The sequence below is a fragment of the Sutterella sp. genome (genome assembly GCF_052272535.1).
In the GTDB taxonomy this organism is placed as follows: domain Bacteria; phylum Pseudomonadota; class Gammaproteobacteria; order Burkholderiales; family Burkholderiaceae_F; genus Sutterella.
This window is the reverse complement of the sequence record NZ_DAVZJY010000261.1, coordinates 1-2,954: the sequence shown is the minus strand read 5'-3', so window position 1 is coordinate 2,954 and position 2,954 is coordinate 1. Positions and strand designations below refer to the sequence as shown.

General features: G+C 70.0%; 4 protein-coding genes. All 4 read right to left on the bottom strand.

The annotated features are described in order from the left end of the window. Positions 1-293 (bottom strand): hypothetical protein (locus ACT6Y9_RS10020; RefSeq protein ID WP_443744424.1); only part of this gene is annotated, 293 nt, incomplete at its 3' end. A 6-nt stretch (positions 294-299) separates the two neighbouring features. Continuing rightward, positions 300-1,553, bottom strand: a complete 1,254-nt coding sequence (locus ACT6Y9_RS10015) for a beta-ketoacyl-ACP synthase (protein WP_443744423.1) — start codon at positions 1,551-1,553, stop codon at positions 300-302. After that, positions 1,553-2,305, bottom strand: coding sequence for a 3-oxoacyl-ACP reductase FabG (gene fabG / locus ACT6Y9_RS10010; protein ID WP_443744422.1), 753 nt, complete (start codon positions 2,303-2,305; stop codon positions 1,553-1,555). The genes ACT6Y9_RS10015 and fabG overlap by 1 nt, the downstream gene beginning before the upstream one ends. A gap of 70 nt (positions 2,306-2,375) precedes the next feature. Next, entirely contained in the window at positions 2,376-2,846 is a 471-nt protein-coding gene (locus ACT6Y9_RS10005) for an ApeP family dehydratase (RefSeq protein WP_295476985.1), read from the bottom strand. Between the last annotated feature and the right edge of the window lie 108 nt (positions 2,847-2,954).

Sequence of the window (2,954 nt, the reverse complement as noted above, 5' to 3'; positions counted from 1 at the left end):
CTCTGGTGGCGGCGCGGCGCATAGGCGGAGCGCGCGAGGCGCGCCTGCGTGGGCTCGGGCAGGTGCGCGGTGAGCGCGCGCTCGGTCGCCCGGTCGAGCTCCCGCGGGAGCGGCATCACGAGCACCACCGCGCCTTCGGGGGGCGGAGGCTCCACCGCCTCGTCCTCGATGTCGAGCTCGAGGGGGGCCATGAAGTCCGGAGCAAAGAGCCGCCGGAGGGCGTCGGTGATGCGCGCCGCATCGTCCCAGCGTTCGGGTTCGCGGAAGACGAGGGCGTCTAGAGGTGTCGGCATGGACGGTTATTCCTCAAAGCGCTTGAAGATGAGGCTCGTGTTGATGCCGCCGAAGGCGAAGTTGTTGCTCATGACGGCCTTCTGCGTGAGCGCCCGCACGGCGCCTGTGACGAAGTTGAGGGGCGCGCAGGCGGGGTCGGGGTGCTCGAGGTTGAGGATCGGCGAGACGAATCCCTCGCGCATTCCGTGGATCGCGAAGATCGCCTCGAGCGCGCCGCAGGCCCCGAGCGTGTGGCCCATGTGACCCTTGTAGGTCGTGTAGGGAACGCGGTCGCCGAAGACCATGTGCGTCGCCTCGCTCTCGGCGACGTCGCCGCGGTCGGTGGCGGTGCCGTGGCCGTTGACGAGGTCGATCTCCTCGGGCGTCATGCCGGCGTCCTCGAGCGCGAGGCGCATCGCCGCGGCCATCTGTCCGGCCGTCGGGCTTGTGATGTGCGCGCCGTCGGAATTCGTGCCGTAGCCCGCGACTTCGGCGTAGATCTTCGCGCCGCGGGCCCGCGCGTGCTCGAGGCTCTCGAGAATGAGCGCGCCCGAGCCCTCGCCCACGACGAGGCCGTCGCGGTCCCGGTCGAAGGGGCGCGGCGTGTGGGTCGGGTCGTCGTTCCACTTGACGGAGGTGGCGAAGAGCGTGTCGAAGATCGCCGCGTCCGTGGCGTCCAACTCCTCGCACCCGCCCGCGATCATCACCTCTTCGCGCCCCGTCGCGATCGTTTCGTAGGCCGAGCCGATGCCCTGCGAGCCCGAGGTGCACGCCGACGAGGTCGTGCAGATGCGGCCCTTGCAGCCGAAGAAGACGCCGATGTTGACGGGCGCCGTGTGCGCCATCATGCGCACGTACGTGGTGGCGGTGATGCCGCGGCAGCTGTTGGAGAGAATGAGGTGCGCGAGTTCGGCGACGGCCTTGGGCTGGCCCGCGGAGGACCCGAAGGCGACGCCCGTCGCCGGGGAGGAGACCACCGGGTCGCCGAGGAGCCCGGCGTCTTCGAGCGCCTCGCGGGCGGTCTTCACGGCCATCAGGGCGACGCGGCCCATCGAGCGCGTCTTCTTGCGCGGGAAGATCTCGGGCTCCACCTCAAAGGGAGCGGCGGGCGCGGCCACCCGCGTGTTGAGGTCCTCGAGCTTTTCCCACTCGGTCATGCGGCGGATGCCGGATCGGTTTTCATAAAGGGCGGAGCGCACTTCGGGCCAGGAGCAGCCGAGGGGCGAGATCATCGCCATGCCGGTGACGACGACGCGGCGGGGTTGCTGCGGGAGCTTCATCAGGCGATGCCTCCGGAGACGGGAATGACGGCGCGGGTGATGTAGCCCGCCTCTTCGGAGAGGAGGAAGGCGACGAGCCCCGCCACCTCCTCGGGGCGCCCGAGACGGCGCATCGGAATGACGGGGAGGATGCGCTCGCGGTCCTCCGCCCCCGCCATGTCGGTGTCGATCAGGCCCGGGGCCACGACGTTCACGGTGATCCCGCGGCTCGCGAGCTCAAGCGCAAGGGCCTTCGCCGCTCCGATCAGACCCGCCTTCGCGGCCGAGTAGTTCGTCTGGCCGCGGTTGCCTACCATCCCCGAGACGGAGCTCATCACGACGATGCGGCCGCGGCGCGCGCGGGCCATCGGGAGCATCAGGGGCTTGAGGACGTTGTAGAACCCGTCGAGATCGAGCCGGAGCACCTGGTCCCAGTCCTCTTCGCACATGCCGGCCAAGGGGCCGTCGCGGGTGATGCCCGCGTTGAGCACCACGCCCCAGTAGGCGCCCTTTTCCGCGACGTCCGCCGCGACGTCCGCCATGGCCTTTTCACGGTCCGCGACGTCGAAGGGAAGCAGTGCGGCGGGGCAGTTCATCCGGGCAAGTTCATCAAGGAGCGAATCGGAGGCGGGTGAGGGCGCGCGGCAGTTGATCACGAGGGAGTAGCCCTCGCGCGCGAGGCGCAGCGCCGTCGCGCGGCCGATGCCGCGGGTGCCGCCCGTGATGAGGACGCGCTTCGGGGCGTCCCCGGGAACCTGGGATCTCTGTGTCATGGGAAATCGGGGAGGGTTGAGGACGAGGGCGGCGGCGCCGGAAGGATTTCCGCCGCCTCTCGGGAAAAAATCAGTCGAAGTAGCCTGCAGGAGGATTGTAGACGTTGAGGACGGCCGAGCCCGCGGGACGGGACTGCGCCGCCCGTCCCTGCGGGAGCACGGTCACGGTGCAGCTGAACTGCCACAGACCCTCATCGCTCTCAAAGGTCTTCTCGACCTCGCAGAGAAGCACGTCGCCCGGGGCGAAGGAGGGTTGTTCGAGCGTCATGCGGCGGGTGCCGAGAAGGAGCCCGGGCTTTGGGGATTCGCCGCGACTGAGCTCCACGGCGCCCGCGAAGACGCCGATCGTCTGCGCCATCACCTCGATGAGCGCGCTCGCCGGAAGCCTTCCGGAGGCGTCCGCGGCGATCGCGTCGGCGCGCACCGTCGTGCGGGTGGCCGCGCCCCGTTCGTCGGCGCGGAGCACCTCGTCGATGAAGCGCATCGGCGGGGCCTGCAGGATGAAGTCCGCCGCAGGGGCGGGAGGGGTGAATTGGGTCACGATGCGTCTCACTTCCGGGCGTTCGGGAGGCGCGCTTCAAAGAGAAGCGCCGCGTTGCTGCCGCCGAAGGCGAAGGCCGAGGCGACGACGGCCGGGTGCCGAAGCTCG

Excerpts from the sequence above, each read along its gene's own strand:
- ACT6Y9_RS10015 (WP_443744423.1), bottom strand. The coding sequence starts at position 1,553 with ATGAAGCTCCCGCAGCAACCCCGCCGCGTCGTCGTCACCGGCATGGCG.
- fabG (WP_443744422.1), bottom strand. The coding sequence starts at position 2,305 with ATGACACAGAGATCCCAGGTTCCCGGGGACGCCCCGAAGCGCGTCCTC.